The sequence below is a fragment of the Streptomyces durmitorensis genome (genome assembly GCF_023498005.1).
Classification (GTDB): Bacteria; Actinomycetota; Actinomycetes; order Streptomycetales; family Streptomycetaceae; genus Streptomyces; species Streptomyces durmitorensis.
This window is the reverse complement of record NZ_CP097289.1, coordinates 7,907,283-7,926,276: the sequence shown is the minus strand read 5'-3', so window position 1 is coordinate 7,926,276 and position 18,994 is coordinate 7,907,283. Positions and strand designations below refer to the sequence as shown.

Genomic DNA, 18,994 nt, shown 5'->3' with positions numbered 1-18,994 from the left:
AGGGTTTGCCCGCCCTACGGTGAAGGGATGTCGCCCCTCGCCCGCATCAGCGCCTCGTACGCCCCGCGCTTCGCCGAGTTCGCCTTCGAGCCCGGTTTCACGGCCGCCGTGGACCAGCACGTCGCGGAGCTGCGCGAGCGGCTCGAGATGCGTGGGGCCGACCTCGTACCGCCGGCGCCGGACCCGGAGATCCTCGCCGACTACGCCCTGGGGTTCCTCGACGCGCTCTCCGAGAACGGGTGGCGGGAGCCGGTGGGCCACGACTACGCGGTGTGCCGCCTCACCGCCATCTCCTGGCTGGTGAGGCGGCACGACCTGGTGCCGGAGTCCTCAGGGTCCTGACGGGCCCCGATCCTCAGGGTCCTGATGGGCCCCGATCCTCAGGGTCCTGACGGGCCCCGTCAGGGAAAGCGGGCGTTCACATGTCGTTGCGTTCGCGCTCCTGCACCGGCTGGTTGGTCATCGCGTCCTGCCGGCCCGCCTGGTAGGCACTGACGCTGCCACGGGCCTTGGCCGTCTCCTGCTCCGCCGTGTTCAGCCAGCGCTCCCAGCGCTGGCGCATCGGGCCGATGAGCCCGCCGCCCACACCGACGATCAGGATGCCGGCGCCGGCCGCGAGGGCCGCGTACAGCACGGGCTGGGTGACCGTCGTGGCGATGCCCGCCTGGCCGAGGGCCGCGATCACGCCGAGCGCGACGATGCAGGCCCAGACGATCGTGCCGACGGTCTTCCCGTACGACATCGAGGACAGGGCGCTGGTGACGATGTCCCGTACGACGTTGGCCACCGCCATGGCGACGACCATCAGGACGATGGCGACGACGGCGCGCGGAATCCAGGAGACGATGCCGTCGAGCATCGTGGAGACCGGGTTGGTGCCGAAGACACCGAAGCCGAGCTGCAGGGTGATCAGGAGCAGGGCGTAGTACACGACCTTGCAGACGATCCCCGTCATGTCGTACTTGGAGTTCGCCAACATGCGGGAGGCGCCCGCCCGTTCGGCGAGTTTCTCGGAGCCGACCTTGCGCAGGACCCGGTCGAGGACCCTGGCGATCATCTTCGACACGAACCAGCCGATGGCCAGGACGACCAGGAAGCCGATCAGCTTCGGCACGAATTGAGCGACCTTCGACCAGGCGTCGTTGAGGCCTTGCGTGAAGTCCACGGAGAGACTGATGTACTGGGACATGAGTGGTCCTCCACTCGGTGGGCCCCGGTCGCCACGGCGGCGTCCCAGGGCGTCGGATCCCCCACGGCGCGCGGCTTCCGGCGCGTCCCTGCCCCCTGGATATCAGGGGCCACGGCCGGGCACGGTGCGGTGATGGGCCGTCCGGGTGAAGGGCGGGTGACGCCGCGACGGATGTGCGGATGCTCACTTGGAGGATCTGCCCAGTAGCTGAGAGTTCCGATTGTCGTAGCTATCCCCTAGGCTTGACGCATGCCCTTAAACCCCCAGTCCCGTGGTTCCGCACGGTCTGCCGCGGAATTGAACGAGCGAATCCGCGGCCTGTGGATGCGTGCCGGTGGCCGCCTCTCGCCCGAACAGCGCCGCGAGTACGAACAGTTGGTGACGGCGTGGGCGACCGCTGTGCGCGAAGAGGTCGTGGAGGCGGCCTAGTTGACGCCCCTGCGCCCTAGTTGACGCCCCGACGCCCTGGAGGGCGCTCGCGATCCTCCTCGCCGAGCGCCTGCCGACTGGTCACCGCCGAGCCGTGAACTCCTCGACGCGCGCGAGGGTTTGCGCCGTTCCGGTGTGCACGTGACCGTCCATCCCCAGCGCCCGCGCGGCCGCGCCATTGGCGGGGGTGTCGTCGATGAACAGCGCGTCCGCGGGCTCGACGCCCAGCAGCCGCAGCGCGATCTCGTAGATCCGCCGGTCCGGTTTGGCGCAGCCCGCCTCGCAGGACAGCACGAGGTGGTCGGCGACGTCCAGAAGCCCGCCCTGCGACATGCGGGTGCGCAGGCCGGGCCAGGTGTTGCTGACGACGGCCGTCGGTACGCCCCGCGCCCGCAGGCCGCGCAGGCCCGCCACGAGCGCCTCGTCCCAGGTTTCCCTGGACGCCAGGTCCCGGCGCAGCTCCGCGATCACGTCCGGCCCCGTGCGCAGCCGCTCCCGGACGGTCTCCCACCACGCGTCCGCGCTGACGCGGCCGATGAGGACCCCGGACTCGTCCCCCTCGTACAGCGCGGCCATGAAGGCGGCGGCCGACAGACCAAGACGCCTGCCCCAGGCGGCCGAGGCGGCGGGAAGGTAGTCGCGGACGAGCACACCGCCGACATCGATCAGTACACCGCGGGAGTGCGGGCTCATGAGCCGTACCTTCGCCGAGCCGCACCTGCGCCGTCAACGGCCGACGCGTCAGCCCTTGCCCTGGCGCTCCTTCTTCGCGATGCGGCGCTTCTGCCGCCCCGTCAGTTCACTGCGATTGCCCTGGCGTTTGTACGCCGCGATGCGCATCTCGTTCTTCACCGGGCCTCCAGATCGGAGTGTTCCTGCTCCTGCGTACTCTCAACTGCCGGGCATAGTAAGACAGTTCACCGGAACACGACCAGATCCGGCCACACCATACGCGCCCCGATTCCGCGCCCTTTCCCGTACGTTCCTGCACGCCTCTTGGCTCGGCACCCCCCGTGCCCAACACTGACCCGATGACGCAGCGCGTGGAACTGGCCGCCGTGATGGACCGATTGGCCATCGACTCCCTCATCACCGAGTACGCAGTGACCGTCGACGACGGCGACTGGGACGCCTACCAGCGGCTCTTCACCCCGGACGGACGCGCCGACTACAGCTCGGCGGGCGGCATCGACGCGAGCGCCGCGGAGGTGGCCGGATGGCTGGCCGGGACGATGGAGCTCTTCCCGATGCGCCAGCATCTGATCGTCAACAGGAGGCTGCGGTTCGGGACGCTCGACCAGGACATCGACGACATCGCGCAGGTCCAGGCCGACTACGTGAACCCGATGCGCTTCACGACGCCCGAGGGCGGCAGCGATGGCGCCGCAGGCACGGAGTCCTCGGCCCCCGACTTCATCTGCGGCGGCCGCTACGCCTTCACGGCACTGCGTACGCCCCAAGGCTGGCGGCTGCGTCAGGTGACCGTGCAGGAGAAGTGGCGCCAGGTACAGCAGCGGGCCCGGGACCATACGGCCGGCTGAGAAACGGCACGGTAGGCGCACTGTCCTAGATCGTCCGGGGCGCGCACACTGGAGGAACGACCGGGCGTCGGGGCAGAGGGAGGCGCTGCATGGAGCGAATCGGCGACGACCTGGACCGGCGGTGGCCACGCCTTTCGACCGCCTCGGCGGCGGGGCTGCTCGCCTCGGCCCGCTGGCGCGGCGTCCTCGCCGTCCTCGCCGGCGCCCTGCCCGCCCTCGCCTTCCCCGCCCCGTCGCTGTGGTGGTTCGCCTACGTAGCGCTGGTGCCCTGGATCCTGCTCGCGCGCTCGGCACAGACTGGGCGCAGGGCCGCGCTCGACGGCTGGCTCGGCGGCCTCGGGTTCATGGTGGCGGTGCATCACTGGCTGCTGCCGAGCCTGCATGTGTTCACCCTCGTCATCGCCGCGCTGCTCGGACTGTTGTGGGCGCCGTGGGGCTGGCTGGTGCGGCGTCTGCTGGGCGGGATGCCGTCGGCCGGTCGGACCGCGGCCGCGCTGGTCGTCCTGCCGTCCGGCTGGCTGATGGTCGAACTGGTCCGTTCCTGGGAGGGGTTGGGCGGGCCCTGGGGCCTGCTCGGCTCCAGCCAGTGGCAGGTGGGGCCCGCCCTGCGCCTCGCGTCGGTCGGCGGGGTGTGGCTGGTCAGCGCCCTGATCGTCGCCCTGAACACCGCCGTCGCGGCGCTGGTCGTGGCCCGGGCCGCACGCCCGTCGGGGACGTCACGTACGGCCGCCCGTGCCATCCCCGCCACCGCGGGACTCGTGGCCGTGGCCGCCGTGACCACCTCGGCCTGGGCGTGGGCGCCGCGCCCCGAGGCCGCGGGCGGGATGCGCGTGGCCGTCGTCCAGCCCGGCGTCATCGACGGGGTCGGCGGCGCCGACAAGCGGCTCGCGCGCGAGGAGGAGCTGACGCGCGGCCTGGCGGGCCGCGACCTCGACCTCGTCGTCTGGGGCGAGAGCAGCGTCGGTTACGACCTCGCGGAGCGCCCCGACGTCGCGCGACGCATAGCCGCGCTGTCCCGGGAGGTCGGCGCCGACATCCTGGTGAACGTGGACGCGCGCCGCTCCGACGAGCCGGGCATCTTCAAGAGCTCCGTCCTCGTGGGCCCCCAGGGCCCCACCGGCGACCGCTACGACAAGATGCGGCTCGTCCCCTTCGGCGAGTACGTCCCCGCACGCGAGCTCCTCGGCTGGGCGACGTCCGTGGGCAAGGCGGCGGGCGAGGACCGCATGCGCGGCGAGCGCCCCGTCGTGATGGACGTGGGGAACGGCCTGAAGGTCGGCCCACTGGTGTGCTTCGAGTCGGCGTTCCCCGACATGAGCCGTCATCTGACGCGCGAGGGAGCCCAGTTGCTGCTCGCGCAGTCGTCCACCTCGACGTTCCAGTCGAGCTGGGCGCCCGAGCAGCACGCCTCGCTCGCCGCGCTGCGGGCCGCGGAGACCGGCCGCCCCATGGTGCACGCCACGCTCACCGGCGTCTCCGCGGTGTACGGCCCGGACGGCGAGCGGGTCGGAGCCCCGCTCGGCACCTCGGCGAGCGCCACGGCGACGTACGACATTCCGCTGGCCAAGGGCGTCACGCCGTACGTCAGGCTGGGCGACTGGCCCGTGCACGCGGCCCTCGCCGTGCTGGCGGTGCTCTGCGTGGCACAGGGAGCGCGTGCGCTGCGGGGACCCGCGAAGGGGCGGTTCAGGCGGCCTGCTCCTGAGCCGCACGGACCACGCGCTCGCACAGCTCATGGGTCGCCAGCGCATCACGGGCACTGAGCACCTTGCCCGCGCGGACGGCGTCGAGGAAGGCGAGGACGACCTGCTCGATGCCGCGCTGGCGGGCCACGGACACCCAGTCGCCGCGCCGCCGCACACTGGGCTGGCCCTTGTGGTCGATGACGTCGGCGAGGTTGAGTACCTGCCGCTTGGTGTCCTGTCCCGACACCTCGAGGATCTCCTCGGTGGAACCGCTCAAGCGGTTCATCACGCCGATCGCGGTGAACCCGTCCCCCGCGAGCTGCAGCACGACGTGCTCCATGAGCCCGTCCTGGATACGGGCGCGCACGCCGACGTGGTCGATGGGCCCGGGGGCGAGGAAGCGCAGCGTGTCCACGACGTGGATGAAGTCGTCCAGGACGAGCGTGCGCACGTCCTCGGGCAGCCCGACGCGGTTCTTCTGCATGAGGATCAGCTCGCGCGGGTGCTCGACGCACTGCGCGTAGCCGGGTGCGAAGCGGCGGTTGAAGCCGACGGCGAGGCTGACCGAGCGCTCGTCGGCCAGGCGCACGAGCCGCTCGGAGTCGGCGAGTTCGTACGCGAGGGGCTTGTCGACATATGTGGCCACCCCCGCTTCGAGCAGCCGCGTCACGATCTGCGGGTGGGCGGCGGTCGATGCGTGCACGAAGGCGGCGTCGATACCCTGGGCGAGCAGCGCGTCCAGGTCGGTGTGGCAGCGCTCCTCGGGGATGTGGTGGACTCCCGCGACGCGGGCGAGGGTCGCGGGCGTGCGCGTCTGCAGGTGCAGCTCGACTCCCGGCAGGGTGGTGAGCACAGGCAGGTACGCCTTCTGCGCGATGTCACCAAGTCCGATACAGCCGACCTTCACCACTGTCCCCTGTCTCCTCTACCAGCATGTCTTGCTGCTGCGCTCATGTCTCACTGCTGCGCTCTAGCGCTGTGCGAGTTCTGTTCCCGCAGCATACGGCTGCTGCGGCGGGCGCCAGTCGGCGATCGAGGCGAAGCTCCGCAGGATGAGGTTCGGACCGAGGCGCGCCGCCGCGGCGATGAGTTCGTTGCGTACGGCGATGAGCGGGGCGCTCGTCAGGTGGTTCATGCGGGCTGCGCGCGCCGCCTGCCGGACGATCGCGGTGGTACGCGGCACCCGCGCCGCGCTGTAACCGGCGAGCCCCGCGGTCAGGTCGCCGCCCGGGGCCGCGTGGTGGGCCAGGACGACGGCGTCCTCGATGGCCTGGTTGCCGCCCTGCGCCAGGGTGGGCGCCATGGCGTGCGCGGCGTCACCGATGAGGGCGGTCCGGCCCCGGTGGTAGTGCGCGAGAGGCGTGCTCATGTGGCGCACGTCATTGCGCAGGATGTCGTCGGGGCGTGCCGCGGCGATGATCGCGGGGATCGGGTCGTGCCAGGCGGAGAAGCGGCGCACCAGCTCGGCCTTCTCGCCGTCGGGGCTGTGGCCGCCTTCGGGGACGGTGGCGGTGGCGTACGCGTAGATCCGGCCGTCCTTGAGCGGATGGGTGCCCCAGACGCCGCCGCGCCCCCAGGTCTCGTGCGGCTCGAAGGGGCGGTCGGGTGCGGGAACGACGAGACGCCAGGCCGTGAATCCGGCGTACGTCGGCTGCGGGTGCGCCGGGAACAGGGCCGAGCGCACGGCCGAGTTGATGCCGTCGGCGCCGACGACGAGGTCCGCCTCGATGTCCCCGTCGTCGGTACGGACGACGGCCCTGCGGTCGGCGGCTCCGGGATCGGCGAGCTCGGCCCGCACTCCGGTGCGCAGGGCGTCGGCGGGCAGTGCGGAGACGAGCAGGTCGACGAGGGTCGCGCGGTGCACGAGGACGAGGTCGCCGCCGAACTCCGCCGCGGTCGCCGCGCCGCTGATCCGCACGAGCCAGCGCCCGTTCTGCGCGCGCATCCCGCCGCCGCCCTCCCAGGCGGCGAGCGCGCGGACCCGGTCGCCGAGGCCCAGGACGTCAAGGGCGCGCTGGGAGTTGGGGGCGAGCCCGATGCCGGAGCCGACGGGCTCCAGGGTGGCGGCCCGCTCCAGGACGGTGACCCGCCAGCCGGAGAGGTGCAGGGCGATGGCGGAGGTGAGTCCACCGATGCCGCCGCCGATGACGACGGCGTAGGGCCTGCGGTCTGGCTGTGCCATGGCTGACTCCTCCTGGGCTCGTGCACTACATCTGTAGTAGCAACGATGCCGACGCTACTACACCTGTAGTGAATGCGGCTAGGGTGAACGCCATGAACGCCATCTCCGTACACCGACGCAGCGCGGGGCCGCCCCGCAGCGAACTGATCGCCGACACGGCAATTGCCCTGCTCGCCGAGCGCGGCATGCGGGGGCTGACGCACCGGGCCGTGGACGAGGCCGCGGGGCTCCCGCAGGGCTCGACCTCGAACCACGCGCGCACCCGGCTCGCCCTCCTGGAGGCGGCGGTGGGGAGGCTGGCGGTACGCGAGTCAGCGGTACTGACCCCTGCCGAGCTGCAGACCCTCACCACCCCCGACAAGAACAACCGCGAGCCGCTGATCACCGCGCTCGCCCTGGCCCTGCACCGCTACCTGACCGGTGACCACCGCCACCTGCTGATCTCCCGCTACGAACTGGCCCTGGAGGCAACACGCAGACCGGAACTGCGCGCCTACTACGACGCGGCGGGGGCCCGGTTCAGGGAGCCGCTGGTGGCTCTGATGCGGACGATGGGCTCGCCGGATCCCGAGCGGCACGCGCTGTCTCTGGCGGCGTGGTGCGAAGGCCTCCTGTTCTCCCACGCGGCGGGCTCCTTCGGCGTGCCCCCGCCGAGCGAGGAGTCACTGCGGACGGGCTTCCGAGAACTCCTCGGCGGAATGCTGAACGAGGCCTAGCGGCTCCGCCGCCGCGGGACTCCCCCACCACCATGCCGCCACCAAAGCCCCGTCCCGCCGCTGCGCGGCGGATCTCCCCACCCACCCACCCGTTCACCCGGCAGCACACCGCCGACCAACCGGGCGGCGGGAAGGCAACGACATCAGCGCGGGCCAAAGGGGCGGGCGGGAGAATCGGCAGCACCGCGGGGCAAACCCGTGGATGGGTGGGGAAACCCCCGCGCAGCGGCGAGGCAACTGCACCACCGCAGGCAAACGGACGGGCGGGAAAGCCCGCCGCGCAGCAGCAAAACAACCGCAGCACCACGGGGCACACGGGTGGGCGGGTGGGAGAGATCCGCCGCGCAGCGGCGGGACAGACCGGCGTCGGCCCGCAGACGAAAACACCGAGCCCCCACCACGGAGTGGCGAAGCAACAGCCCCCTCCCCCTCCCCCCTCCGCTCCCCCCGCCGGCCAGAGGCGCACTCACTCGTGCGGGCCAACTTCCCCCCATCCCCTCGCCGAATACACCCCCCACCCCCCAGAGTTGCGCGAATGCACCGAACCACGACCGCCGCCACGCTCCTGGTCTCCGTGGCGGTCACCGCCGTCTCCGGCTGCGTGAGCGTCGAGCGGCAGCCCGCGTCAGGGCCGTCCCCCGCGAGCGCCCCACCCCCGGCGCCCCGCACCGACGGCGACTCCCGCCCGCGGGTCGTGGAGGCCCCCGCCCGCGAGGCCCTGGAGCTCATCGGACCACCCCGCGGCCCGGCGCCCCGCGCCACCGGCACCGCCCCGAGCGTCCCCGCCGCACCGCCCCGCGCCGCAAACCCCCCGCAGCGCTCCGGCCCGCCCCCGCAGCGCCACGGTCACCGCCCCGAGGCCGTCGAACCGCCCGTGATTCCCACCGCGGCGCCGACGAACGCGGACCTATGCGCCCTCGGCAAGCAGTACGGCGGCTGGCGGCCCGGCAGCCCCGAGGCCGTCATCTGCGAGGACGCCTACGGGCATTGAGTTGCCGCCACCTTGAAGTCACACGTCAAAGGGCTGGTGTGGTCGGTTCCCAGGACTCGCACCCTGTTCACGGGTGAGTGTCGGAACGGTAGATCGCCCGTCAGCGCGATCGGCGCCTGGGCTCCTGGCCCTGGCTCGGTCGCGGGGCGCTGCTCGTGCAATCGGGGCTTGTGGCCTGCTTCCTGGACCAGGCGGTGGCGTCGGCTCCGTATCGAGTCAGGAGCCGTGCGAACTGGGTCCGCTCCTCCGGCGACCAGGCGACAGTGATCTCCAGGAACGCTTCTCGCTGTTCGACGGCGAAGCGGTTGCGTTCGGCCTCGCCGTGCTCGGTGAGTTCGAGCACGGTGCGGCGCCCGTCGGACTGGGATGCCGCCCGCCGCAGCAGCCCGTCCGCTATGCAGGCGGCGACGGTCCGGCTGGCCACCGGCTGCGCGACACCCATCTCGGCTGCAAGTCCGCCGACAGTCGTCTCGCCCGGCGCGTCGGCGATGACGTTGAGCACGAGGTTGCGGGAGAGGTCCTTGCCCGATGCCGGTGAGCGTCGCCGCAGACGGGACAGTGCCGGGCCGATCTGATCCAGCGTCCGGTCGCCGGGGGGCTGCTCGGAGGAGGAGGTGCTGCTCATGTGCCGAGTCTAGGCCCGGCCAGCACATTTGCATACCATTCAACAAGTGCATAGCATCAGGTATGTAAATCTTGAACGAGCTAGGAAATGAGGCGGACCGCCATGGCGCTCACCGCGATCACCAACGCGCAGATCTTCGACGGGGAGAAGGCGGTCGGCGTGCGGACCGTGGTCATCGACGGCGGGAGGATCGCCCGCGTCGGTGGCGACGCTCCCGAGGGCAGCGAGATCGTCGACGGCAGCGGCGCCACACTGCTGCCGGGACTCATCGACGCCCACGTCCACTCCGCCCCGGGCTCCCTGGCGCTCGCCCTGCGGTTCGGGGTGACGACCGAACTGGAGATGCAGGGGATGAACACCCGGGAGAACCGGGGGGCCATCACCGACGACGACACACAGGCTGACGTGCGCTCCTCCGGCTTCGCCATCACACCGCCCGGTGGACACCCGAGCGAGCTGATGCCCGAAGGGTTTCGACCCAAGTGGGACCTCCCCCCGGTGATGCCCCTGATGCCGTTCTCCACCACACCCGGGGAGGCCGCCGCCTTCGTGCCGCAGCTCCTCGCCCGGGGGTCCGACTTCATCAAGTTCATGATCGACGACGGCAGCGTAGAGGGACACCCCGGGCTGCCCGCGCTCGACCGGGCCACCGTGCACGCCGGTGTCGCCGAAGCCAAGAAGTACGGCGCCCTGACCGTGGCCCACGCGCTGACCGTGGAGGCCACCAGGACGGCCGCCGAAGCCGGCATCGACGGCCTCACCCACGTGTTCATGGACCAGCCGCACACCGCCGAGATCATCAGCCTGATCAAGGACGCGGGCATGTTCGTCATCCCCTGCGTCACTCTCAACGCCTCGATGATGGGGATCACAGGCAGCGAACTCGCCGACGACCCCCGGGTCGCCGCACGCCTCGACGCCGACTGGGACCGGACCCTGCGCTCCAGCTATGACCGCTACCCCCAGGGCAAGCTCAACGATGTGTACGACACCGTGCGCGCGCTGGACGCTGCCGGTGTCGACGTGCTCGCCGGCACCGACGTCTCCATGCCCGAGACGTTCTTCGGGGGCCTGGCACACGGAGCGAGCCTGCACCACGAACTGCAGTACCTGGTGGCAGCCGGCCTCACGCCCGCACGGGCCCTGCGCGCGGCCACCGCGACCACCGCCCGCCGCTTCCGCCTCAGCGACCGGGGCCGCATCGCCGAGGGACTCCGCGCCGACCTCCTGCTGGTCGACGGCGACCCGACCAGCAACATCAGCGACACCCTCAACACCCGTGCCGTCTGGCGCCGCGGCACCCGAATGTCGGCATGACCGCGGTCCCTCCCCTTCGGGGGAGGGGCCCGATCGTCCGGTTCTTGCTCGCCGTGGCGAGGCGACCTTCTACGATCCGCTCCATGCTGGATCCCGCGCCCGGAACGGATCACCGTGCGTCGCGCGGAACTGGACGAACTCGAAGAACAGCTGGTCAAACAGCTTACGCCGCACGGGGATGGCCGACCGGCGGAACTGTTCCGGCAAGCACCGCAGCCACGGCCTGCACTTCCTCGCCCCGACCGACGAGAAGGGCCGTCTGATCTGGATATCTGCCGCCCGGCCCGGCCGCACCCACGACAACACCGCCGCCCGCCACGACCACGTCCTGGCCCACCTGCGCGCCGCCGACCTCGGGCATTGGCCGACCCCGGCTTCCGCGGCCTTGACAACGACGTCCTCGACCCCTTGATCGTCACCCGCTACACCGCCGGCCGCACCCACAAACCCACGCCAGGCCAGCAGGAAGCAAACCGAGTCCTCGCCATCGGACGTGCACCGGTCGAGCACGGCTTCACCCACCTCAAGAACTGCGGATCCTCACCAAACTTCGTACCGATCCCGCACACGCCACCCAGCTCCTGCGCGCTCTGCTCGTCCTGACGAACCTCGAAGCAACCGCTGACAGATGATCTTCTCTGCCGACTCCCGCTCACGACCAGCGTGAGCACTCCGAGAACCGGTCACAGCAGCCTTTTGATCTACGACTTCAAGTCGGCGGAGGCTCACTGGCCCGCACCAGCAGCCCCACCCCCAGCTGCCTCACCCCACCTCACTCCACCTCACTCCCCTCCCCCAACCGCATCTCCAGCCTCCCGATCGCCGCCCGAATCCCGTCCCCGTACCCGTCGTCCCCCAGCGCCCCGACCGCCCCCCGCGCCCGCCGAATGTGGTTGCGCGCCGCCTCGGGGCGCCCCAGCTTCGCGTAGTCCGCGGCGAGGTTGAGGTGCAGGGAGGGATAGAAGCCACGGACCGCGATCGAGTCGTGGTGCTCATGCAGGCGCTCGTCCGTCAGCTCGTCCGCCGCCGACAACGCCCGCAGATCCCACGCCAGTTCGTCCGACGGATCCTCCTGCGTGTCCGCCATGTAGTGCGCCAGCGTGCAGCGGTGCAGCGGGTCGCCCTCCTCGCCGATCTCCGACCACAGCCCCAGGAAGCGTCCCTGCGCCTCCTCGCGGTCGCCCCCGTGATGCAGCATGACCGCCTGCCCGATCCGGGTCATCATGGCGTCTTCCGCCGCCTGCTCCTGCTGCTCCGCCACCGGGTCCTCCACACTCGTACGCCGTACGGCCATCGTGCACACCGCTCTCGACGCTATCCGCCTCCACTGACAATCACGGTCAGGCGCGATCGGCCGCGAGGCGCTCCCCCACACCGCTGGGCCAGCCCGGTGACAGTCCTGGCCGAGCCCGAGAAGGTCACGCACGGCGACGGGCGTGCGCACGACAAGCGAACGGCGGCGCACGCATCGCGCACGCCGCCACCGCGAACGAGTTCACCCGCACCACCAGGCGCCTGGCTTCACCCGCACCACAAGGCCCGGCTCCACCAGCACAACCAAGCCCCGGCTCCACCAGACCCCGGCCAACCTCAGCCCAGATCCGGCACCCGCCAGTCGATCGCCTCATGGCCCTGCGCAGCGACCGCCGCGTCGATCTGCGTGAAGGGGCGCGAGCCGAAGAACTTCTTCGCCGAGAGCGGCGACGGATGCGCGCCCTTCACCACCACGTGCCGCTCCTCGTCGATGAGCGGCAGCTTCTTCTGGGCGTAATTGCCCCACAGGACGAAGACGGCGGGGTCGGGGCGGTCGGCCACCGCGCGGATCACCGCGTCCGTGAACTTCTCCCAGCCCTTGCCCTTGTGGGAGTTGGCCTCTCCCGCGCGGACCGTCAGCACCGCGTTCAGGAGCAGGACGCCCTGCTGGGCCCACGGCATCAGATAGCCGTTGTCCGGCACGGGGTGGCCGAGCTCCTCCTTCATCTCCTTGTAGATGTTGCGCAGCGAGGGCGGGGTCTTCACGCCGGGCCGCACGGAGAAGCAGAGGCCGTGCCCCTGCCCCTCGCCGTGGTACGGATCCTGACCGAGGACGAGGACCTTGACCTGGTCGTACGGAGTCGCGTCGAGCGCGGCGAACACTTCGTCACGCGGAGGGTAGACGGGACCCTTCTCCCGCTCTTCCTCGACGAACTCGGTGAGCTCCTTGAAGTAGGGCTTCTGCAGCTCCTCGCCGAGGACTCCGCGCCAGGACGCGGGCAGCATGGCGATGTCGGTCACGTCAACAACCTCCGGTGTGCGGTCACTTCTCACCACAGAACCTACCGGCGGCCACTGACAATCGGCCCGACCCCGCCCCGCTGCCCGCAGCCCCCGTTACCAGCTGGTCTTGCGCTGAAGCTCCCACATCATCATGATCGCCGAGGGGTCGAGGGCGCGCTCGCCGCCCGCGATCTCCTCGCTCGCCATGATGTATTGCTTGCCCTGCCACATCGGGAGCAGCCGCGCGTCGTCGACGAGGAGCTTCTGGGCCCGCTCGAAGTCGTCGGCCACCGCGCCGCGATCGGCCTCACGGCGCGAGCGCGGCAGCACCTCGTCGGTGATCTCCCGTGACGGGTACGGCGTGTTGAGCACGTTCTTCGTGCCGATGAACGGCGCGATGAAGTTCTCCGCGTCGGGGAAGTCGGGGAACCAGCCACGGCCGAAGACGGGGTACTCGCGCTTCTTGGTGCCCGCGTCGAACTCGGTCCAGGGACGGCCCTTCAGCGTGATCTTGAAAAGGCCCGAGTCCTCGAGCTGCCGCTTGATCTCCTTGAACTCCCCTTCGGTCGCCGAACCGTAGCGGTCGGTCGTGTACCAGAGCGTGAGCGGAACCGGTTCGTTGATGCCCGCGCCCTTGAGGATGTTCGCGGCCTTGGCGACGCTGGGGTCTCCGTAGTCGTCGAAGAAGCCCGTGCCGTGTCCGGTGAGGCCCTGGGGGACCATCGAGTACAGCGGCTCGACCGTGTCCTGGTAGATCTTGTGGGCGATGGCCGGGCGGTCGATGACCTGGGCGAAGGCCTGGCGGACCGGCTTCTTCCTGGCCCAGGGGTCATCGGGGTTGAACACCAGGTAGCGGATCTCGGTGCCCGAGCCCTCGACGAGCTGGATGCCCTCGCGCGCGTGCTTGTTGGCCTGCATCTCGACGATGTCCTCCGCCGCGAGCCCGCGGAAGGTGACATCGATCTGCTTGTTCTTCAGGGCCTCGACCATGGTGGCCGACTTCTTGAAGTAGCGGATCGTGACGGCGTCGTTCTTGCGGTCGGCCGCACCCTTGTAGTGGGTGTTCTTGACCAGCTCCGCCCGCTCACCGGCCTTGTACGACTCCAGGGCGTACGGCCCCGAGCCCGCGATCGTGGTGCCTTCGCGGAGCTTGTCCGCCGGGTACTCGCGGGGGTCGACGATCGACATGGCGGGCGTGGAGAGCACGAACGGGAACGTGGCGTCCGGCTTCTTGAGCCGGAACGTGACCGTCCGGTCACCCTTCGTCTCGACCGAGTCGAGCGACCCGAGCAGACCGGTGGGACCGCCCTTGACGTCGATGCGCCGCATGCGGTCGAAGGTGTACTTGACCGCCTTCGCGTCGAGGTCGTGGCCGTCGGAGAACTTGAGGTCCTCCCGCAGCTCACAGGTGAAGACCTTGTTCGTGGCGTCGGCGAACTTGCAGGACTCGGCCGCGTCCGGCTCGGGCTCGGCCGCCCCGCTGGGGAAGCTCAGGAGCGTCTGGAAGACGTTCCGGTACAGCTCCCAGGAGCTGTCCCAGGCGGCCGCCGGATCGAGGGTACTGGGGGCACTCATCGTGCCGACGGTGATCTTCTGCTCCTCGTCGGACTCGTCCGAAGAGAAGACTCCGCACCCCGAGAGCAGGGATATGGACACCAGCGCCGCGGCCGGCCGCAGGCCCCCGCGGGGCAGCCTGGCCAGGCCACGGAGACCCGCCGCCGCCACCAGGCGAACTTCACTGAACACGCGCACGCTCCTCGATCGGCCATGCCATGGGTCGGGAGACAATATCGCAATGCCCCGCCGGGCCAACTTGCGGCGCCGACGGGGCACTTGATGCGCGTGTACGTCCCTTTTGAGTGGCGTACCTGGCGATTGTGCAGCCTTCGTCAGCTGACGCCCGCATTGAGGAAGATGCCGCCATCGACCACGAGTGTCTGCCCCGTGATCCAGTCCGACTGGCTGGACGTGAGGAACGCGGCGGCGCCCCCGATGTCCTCGGGCACACCGAGCCGCCCCAGGGGGTACGCGGCGGCGGCCTCCTCCTCACGGCCCTCGTACAGCGCCTGGGCGAACTTGGTCTTGACCACGGCCGGCGCGATCGAGTTGACCCGCACCTTCGGCGCGAACTCGTGCGCGAGCTGCAGGGTGAGGTTGACCATGGCGGCCTTGCTCATGCCGTACGCGCCGATGAACGGCGAGGGGGCGACGCCCGCGACGGAGGCGATGTTCACGATCGCACCGCCGTTCTCGCTCTGCCAGGCCTTCCAGGTCTGCTGGGCGAAGCCGAGCGCCGAGATCACGTTGGTCTCGAAGACCTTGCGCGCCACATTGAGGTCGAGCTCGGCCATCGGCCCGAACACCGGGTTCGTGCCGGCGTTGTTGATCAAGAAGTCGACCCGCCCGAAGGCCTCCATGGCGCGCTCGACGGCGACCGCCTGGTGGGCCTCGTCGTGGGCCTTGCCCGCGACGCCGATGACGCGGTCGGCGCCGAGCTTCTCGACGGCCTCCTTGAGCGCGTCCTCGTTGCGTCCGGTGATGCACACGCGGTCACCGCGGGCGACGAGCGCCTCCGCGATGCCGTAGCCGATACCGCGGCTCGCGCCCGTGATGAGCGCTGCCTTTCCACTGTCCTGCACTGTCATCTCCGCATCCCTCCGGGACAGAACTACCGGTACCGAACTAGTTGAGCGGGCCGCCGGCCACGTACATGACCTGGCCGGAGACGAAGCCCGCCGCGTCGCCCGTGAAGAACGCGATGGCGTTGGCGATGTCCTCGGGGCGGCCCACGCGCTGCACCGGGATCTGCGTGGCGGCCGCGGCCTGGAAGTCCTCGAAGCCCATGCCGACGCGGTCGGCGGTGGACTTGGTCATCTCGGTGACGATGAAGCCCGGGGCCACGGAGTTGGCGGTGACGCCGAACTTGCCGAGCTCCTTGGCGAGGGTCTTGGTGAAGCCCTGCAGTCCTGCCTTGGCCGCGGCGTAGTTGACCTGGCCGCGGTTGCCGAGCGCGGAGGACGAGGAGAGGTTCACGATCCGGCCGAACTTGGCGTCCACCATGTGCTTCTGGCAGGCCTTCGACATCAGGAAGGCGCCGCGCAGGTGCACGTTCATGACCGTGTCCCAGTCGTTCGCGCTCATCTTGAAGAGGAGGTTGTCGCGGAGCACACCGGCGTTGTTCACGAGGATCGTGGGGGCGCCGAGCTCGTCGGCGATCCGGGCGATGGCAGCCTCGACCTGGGCCTCGTCGGACACGTCGCAGCCGACCGCGATCGCCCTGCCACCGGCAGCGGTGATCGTCGTGACGGTGTCCTTGCAGGCGGCCTCGTCGAGGTCGATCACCGCGACGGCGCGGCCCTCGGCGGCCAGACGCACGGCGGTCGCCGCGCCGATGCCTCGCGCTGCTCCGGTCACGACCGCGACGCGCTGCTCAGTGGTGGACATGCTGGTTCTCCTCGCCCTTGGGATGCGGCTCTACGGTACGCCCCGATGGTGAGCGACCGCTTAGTACCTTCAGCTGAACGAGACGCTAGAAGCCCTGGCACCCGGTGTCAACGGCACACCGGGAGCTGTGATTCTTCACCTCACCAGGAGGTCGAGGAGTCGGTCCACCTCTGCGGCGGGATCCGCCGTGAGGCCCGTGTGCACCGGCCCCGGCTGCACGACGGTCGAGCGCGGCGCGATCAGCCACCGAAAGCGCCGCCCGGCATCGTCCCGCTCGGCCTGGCCTGCTCCTGCGCCGCCCGCGCAGATCCGCTCGACGGCGCCGAGCGCGGCCCTGATGCCCTCGGGGTCGGCCTCAGGGTCCAGGGCCCGCAGTTTGGCCTCGTCCAGATGCGTACGGGCGGCCACGAAGGACTTGGCCCGGCAGTAGACCACCACCCCCGCGTTGAACTGCTCCCCGCGCTCCACACGCGGCACGACGCGCACCAGGGCGTACTCGAAGACGTCCCGCTGGATCGCCTGGACAGGCAACGGCTGCTCGGTCACTGGTCGGCGCCCTTCCGCTGCGGCTCGGGCAGCTGGATCCGTTCGTGGATGGTCCTGGCCCGCGGCAGCAGCGCCGCCACATAGGCGCGGCGCACGGCGTCGGGGGTGTCGAAGCCCGGCTCGTCCACGAGCCATACGTCGGGCACATCGGCGGCGGCCGCGGCGAGCAGCTCCTCGGTCACCAGCGGGGCGAGCTCGGCGGCGGCCGTGGCGACGTCGGGGGCGAAGGGGGCCAGGGCGTGGTCGGACGCGTCGTACGGCTTGGCGGCCGCGGTCTCGGCGGTGCGCCAGTTGTGGTGCCAGATCATGCTCGCGCCGTGGTCGATGAGCCACAGGTCGCCGCCGACCACGAGCATGTTCGGGTTGCGCCAGGAGCGGTCCACGTTGTTGATGAGCGCGTCGAACCACACGACGCGGCCCGCCTCGGCCGGATCGACGTCGTGGGCGAGCGCGTCGAAGCCGAGCGCGCCCGAGAGGTACTCCATCCCGAGGTTGAGACCGCCGCTCGACTTGAGCAGCGCCTGCACCTGCTGATCGGGCTCGCCGAGGCCGAGCACCGGGTCGAGCCACATCTGCGCGAGGCTCGGCACCGAAAGCCCCAGGCCGCGCGCCAGCTGCCCGCAGATCACCTCGGCGACCAGCGTCTTGCGGCCCTGTCCGGCCCCGGTGAACTTCATGACGTACGACGCGTACATTCCCCGGCCGTCGACGGCCTCGACGAGGCCGGGGAGCGATCCGCCCTCCCGCAGGGGCGTCGCGTACCGGACCGCGGTGACTTCGGTGAGCATCGCCCCAGGTTAATGCCGGTCCGAACTCGGCTCGCGCAAGAAGTGCTTGAGCGTTTGAACACGACGGTGCGCGGTCTCGTACCACCGGGCATGACCCTTTCGAAGGAACCTCTGCCCACGCCCTCCCGCCGTTCCGTCGTCGCGGCGGCGGGCGTCGTCAGCCTGGCCGCCGCGCTCGCCGCCTGCGGGGAGAGCGACGACTCGTACGACTCCGATCCGGCCGCGGACAAGGTGCCCGACAAGGCCGAGGAGCCCGAAGGTGCCGCCGGGGCCGTGCTCGCCAAGACCTCGGAGATCCCGGTGGGCGGCGGCAAGATCTTCAAGGAGGAGGGGGTGGTCGTGACCCAGCCGACGGAGGGCGAGTTCAAGGCCTTCTCGAACCGCTGCACCCATAAACAGTGTCCGGTGACGAGCGTGGCGGGCGGCACCATCAACTGCCCTTGTCACGGGAGCAAGTTCGCCATCGCGGACGGGAGCGTGAAGGCTTCCCCGGCGGCGAAACCGCTGCCCGCCGCCGAGATCCGCGTGGACGGGGACTCGATCACACTGGCCTAGGACGCTTCCAACTGCGGAGGATGTCCTCGGTGGTGGCGATGGTGGCCACCAGGGCGAGCGTGTTGCGGATCATCGCGGGTGCATAGTCGGAGGGGACTCCCGCGATGGCGTCCGATGCCACGACGGCGGTGTAGCCGAGGTTCACGGCGTCGAAGACGGCGTTCGGTATCGCCACGTTCGCCGACACACCGGTCACCAGGAGGGTGCGGCACCCGAGGTTGCGAAGCAGCGGGTCGACGTCCGTGCCCGCGAGGGGCGAGAGCCCGTGCAGCCGTCGTACGACGAAGTCCTCGTCGGCCACTTCGATGGGCGGCGCGATCCGTACGGCCTTGGTCCCGGACAGCTGCTGCACGGGCAGCCGCCCCGCGGCACGGAAGAGACGCGCGTTGTGGTTGGCGCCCCGCCCGTCGGGCCGCCGTTCGGCGACGGCGTGCAGGACCTGGACGCCTGCCTGGTGGGCGGCGGAGACGAGCCGCGCGACATTGACGAGGCAGCCCGACGAGCGTGCCTCGTCGGCGAGTTCGGGCAGCGCGCTCTCCGTCCCCACCACACCCTGCTGGCACTCGACGGTCATCAGTACGGTGGTGGCGGGATCGAGGAGTTCCCTGAGCTGTTCGTACGACGGCATGGCTCCCCCTGTCCGGGTCGTCCGGGACCGCCGGGGCAACCGGCGCCCGGGATGCGCGGAGGCTAGCGGCCATTGCGCCACGGCGGAAGAGACCGCATGCTT

At 70.7% G+C, this 18,994-nt stretch carries 21 protein-coding genes; 8 read left to right on the top strand and 13 right to left on the bottom strand.

The features are described from left to right. Positions 1-27 precede the first annotated feature (27 nt). Positions 28-342: a DUF6401 family natural product biosynthesis protein gene (locus tag M4V62_RS35500; RefSeq protein ID WP_249591273.1), complete on the top strand. Its 315-nt coding sequence runs from the start codon at positions 28-30 to the stop codon at positions 340-342. Between the two features lie 76 nt (positions 343-418). On the opposite strand, the gene M4V62_RS35495 is transcribed toward M4V62_RS35500, so the two are convergent. Further along, a complete protein-coding gene (locus tag M4V62_RS35495) occupies positions 419-1,189 on the bottom strand; it encodes a mechanosensitive ion channel family protein (protein WP_249591272.1) in 771 nt (256 codons plus the stop codon). A 297-nt stretch (positions 1,190-1,486) separates the two neighbouring features. On the opposite strand from M4V62_RS35495, the gene M4V62_RS35490 reads away from it, so the two are divergent. Then, positions 1,487-1,618: a hypothetical protein gene (locus tag M4V62_RS35490; protein WP_425575231.1), complete on the top strand. Its 132-nt coding sequence runs from the start codon at positions 1,487-1,489 to the stop codon at positions 1,616-1,618. Between the two features lie 81 nt (positions 1,619-1,699). On the opposite strand, the gene M4V62_RS35485 is transcribed toward M4V62_RS35490, so the two are convergent. After that, entirely contained in the window at positions 1,700-2,311 is a 612-nt protein-coding gene (locus tag M4V62_RS35485) for an HAD family hydrolase (protein ID WP_249591270.1), read from the bottom strand. Between the two features lie 338 nt (positions 2,312-2,649). Between M4V62_RS35485 and M4V62_RS35480 the strand changes: the two genes are divergently transcribed. Then, on the top strand, positions 2,650-3,159 hold the full coding sequence (locus tag M4V62_RS35480; RefSeq protein ID WP_249591269.1) for a nuclear transport factor 2 family protein: 510 nt from the start codon (positions 2,650-2,652) through the stop codon (positions 3,157-3,159). Between the two features lie 89 nt (positions 3,160-3,248). Then, positions 3,249-4,922, top strand: a complete 1,674-nt coding sequence (lnt, locus tag M4V62_RS35475; RefSeq protein WP_249591268.1) for an apolipoprotein N-acyltransferase — start codon at positions 3,249-3,251, stop codon at positions 4,920-4,922. Here lnt and M4V62_RS35470 read toward each other — a convergent pair. Beyond that, entirely contained in the window at positions 4,846-5,751 is a 906-nt protein-coding gene (locus tag M4V62_RS35470) for a Gfo/Idh/MocA family protein (protein WP_249591267.1), read from the bottom strand. The two genes, lnt and M4V62_RS35470, sit on opposite strands and share 77 nt — an antisense overlap. A gap of 63 nt (positions 5,752-5,814) precedes the next feature. Then, entirely contained in the window at positions 5,815-7,026 is a 1,212-nt protein-coding gene (locus tag M4V62_RS35465) for an FAD-dependent monooxygenase (RefSeq protein ID WP_249591266.1), read from the bottom strand. 92 nt (positions 7,027-7,118) lie between these two features. On the opposite strand from M4V62_RS35465, the gene M4V62_RS35460 reads away from it, so the two are divergent. Further along, complete coding sequence (locus M4V62_RS35460) at positions 7,119-7,742, top strand: TetR/AcrR family transcriptional regulator (RefSeq protein WP_249591265.1); 624 nt, start codon at positions 7,119-7,121, stop codon at positions 7,740-7,742. A gap of 1,091 nt (positions 7,743-8,833) precedes the next feature. On the opposite strand, the gene M4V62_RS35450 is transcribed toward M4V62_RS35460, so the two are convergent. Continuing rightward, entirely contained in the window at positions 8,834-9,358 is a 525-nt protein-coding gene (locus M4V62_RS35450; protein ID WP_249591263.1) for a MarR family winged helix-turn-helix transcriptional regulator, read from the bottom strand. 102 nt (positions 9,359-9,460) lie between these two features. On the opposite strand from M4V62_RS35450, the gene M4V62_RS35445 reads away from it, so the two are divergent. Together M4V62_RS35445 and M4V62_RS35440 are read left to right on the top strand one after the other, a co-directional pair. Next, positions 9,461-10,675 (top strand): amidohydrolase family protein, encoded by a 1,215-nt coding sequence (locus tag M4V62_RS35445; RefSeq protein ID WP_249593147.1) that lies wholly within the window; start codon positions 9,461-9,463, stop codon positions 10,673-10,675. Between the two features lie 178 nt (positions 10,676-10,853). Next, complete coding sequence (locus tag M4V62_RS35440) at positions 10,854-11,087, top strand: transposase family protein (RefSeq protein ID WP_249591262.1); 234 nt, start codon at positions 10,854-10,856, stop codon at positions 11,085-11,087. 360 nt (positions 11,088-11,447) lie between these two features. Here M4V62_RS35440 and M4V62_RS35435 read toward each other — a convergent pair whose 3' ends face one another. From M4V62_RS35435 to M4V62_RS35405, 7 genes are all read right to left on the bottom strand, one after another. Beyond that, the gene (locus M4V62_RS35435) at positions 11,448-11,969 is read right to left on the bottom strand and encodes a hypothetical protein (protein WP_249591261.1); all 522 of its coding nucleotides are present in this window, start codon (positions 11,967-11,969) and stop codon (positions 11,448-11,450) included. A gap of 296 nt (positions 11,970-12,265) precedes the next feature. Next, positions 12,266-12,949, bottom strand: coding sequence for a uracil-DNA glycosylase (ung, locus tag M4V62_RS35430; protein ID WP_249591260.1), 684 nt, complete (start codon positions 12,947-12,949; stop codon positions 12,266-12,268). Positions 12,950-13,045: 96 nt separating this feature from the next. After that, positions 13,046-14,623, bottom strand: a complete 1,578-nt coding sequence (locus tag M4V62_RS35425; protein ID WP_249593146.1) for an ABC transporter substrate-binding protein — start codon at positions 14,621-14,623, stop codon at positions 13,046-13,048. Between the two features lie 197 nt (positions 14,624-14,820). Further along, entirely contained in the window at positions 14,821-15,576 is a 756-nt protein-coding gene (locus M4V62_RS35420) for an SDR family oxidoreductase (RefSeq protein WP_249591259.1), read from the bottom strand. A gap of 37 nt (positions 15,577-15,613) precedes the next feature. Next, positions 15,614-16,375 (bottom strand): 3-oxoacyl-ACP reductase FabG, encoded by a 762-nt coding sequence (gene fabG, locus M4V62_RS35415; RefSeq protein WP_249591258.1) that lies wholly within the window; start codon positions 16,373-16,375, stop codon positions 15,614-15,616. Positions 16,376-16,510: 135 nt separating this feature from the next. Continuing rightward, positions 16,511-16,921: a DUF3037 domain-containing protein gene (locus M4V62_RS35410; RefSeq protein WP_249591257.1), complete on the bottom strand. Its 411-nt coding sequence runs from the start codon at positions 16,919-16,921 to the stop codon at positions 16,511-16,513. Beyond that, positions 16,918-17,709, bottom strand: coding sequence for a HipA family kinase (locus tag M4V62_RS35405; RefSeq protein ID WP_249591256.1), 792 nt, complete (start codon positions 17,707-17,709; stop codon positions 16,918-16,920). The genes M4V62_RS35410 and M4V62_RS35405 overlap by 4 nt, the downstream gene beginning before the upstream one ends. Before the next feature lie 90 nt (positions 17,710-17,799). On the opposite strand from M4V62_RS35405, the gene M4V62_RS35400 reads away from it, so the two are divergent. Next, a complete protein-coding gene (locus tag M4V62_RS35400; RefSeq protein ID WP_249591255.1) occupies positions 17,800-18,264 on the top strand; it encodes a Rieske (2Fe-2S) protein in 465 nt (154 codons plus the stop codon). Here the strand turns inward: M4V62_RS35400 and M4V62_RS35395 are convergent. After that, positions 18,251-18,892, bottom strand: a complete 642-nt coding sequence (locus M4V62_RS35395; protein ID WP_249591254.1) for a cysteine hydrolase family protein — start codon at positions 18,890-18,892, stop codon at positions 18,251-18,253. The two genes, M4V62_RS35400 and M4V62_RS35395, sit on opposite strands and share 14 nt — an antisense overlap. Positions 18,893-18,994 lie beyond the last annotated feature (102 nt).